Annotated in this window: 1 protein-coding gene; it reads left to right on the top strand. The window is 68.8% G+C overall.

Annotation, left to right across the window (positions count from 1 at the left end; genetic code table 11):
• Nucleotides 1-159: 159 nt before the first annotated feature.
• On the top strand, nt 160-545 hold a 386-nt coding region (locus tag ACTQ0H_RS09310; protein WP_441538321.1), incomplete at its 3' end, for a helix-turn-helix domain-containing protein.

The following is a 545-nucleotide window of genomic DNA, read 5'->3' as shown; positions in this document are numbered from 1 at the left end:
TGGCTCTTCGGTGGTTTCTGTGGGAGAGATTCCGGCATAGGCCCAGCTCAGCGGGCGAAAACAACGATCTGGAACTGAAACGGCCCCGGGAGGGGCCGTTTCCGCGTCATCCGCCTATGATTGCTAAGCCAAATTCAGACAACCGAAGAGGTGTGACGCATGAAGAGTCTACTACTTCTCGCCCTCGGTCTGGCCCGCACGGTCGTCCTGGGCGCGCGCATCGAGGCCGAGCGCATCGTCGTGAGCGTCCGGCCCTACAAGCGCGAGCAGCGCCGCTGCCCCGTATGCGGCAGGGCCTGCGACTTCTACGACATGGCGAACCGCGGGGCCCCCAGGCTGTGGAGGGCGATGGACCTGGCGCGCTCGGCCTGCTACCTGGAGTACGCGCCCTGCAGGGTGCGCTGCCCGGAGCACGGCGTGCGCACCGAGGCCGTCCCCTGGGCGCGGCACGGGGCGCGCTTCACGCGCGACTTCGAGGACTGGGTGGCGTGGCTGGCGGTCCGCTGCACCGCCTCGGCGGTCTCCGAGCTCGCCCGCGTCGAGTG

This window comes from Collinsella sp. LCP21S3_A3 (assembly GCF_052118905.1).
Lineage (GTDB): Bacteria > Actinomycetota > Coriobacteriia > Coriobacteriales > Coriobacteriaceae > Collinsella.
This window is presented reverse-complemented; position numbering and strand designations above follow the sequence as displayed.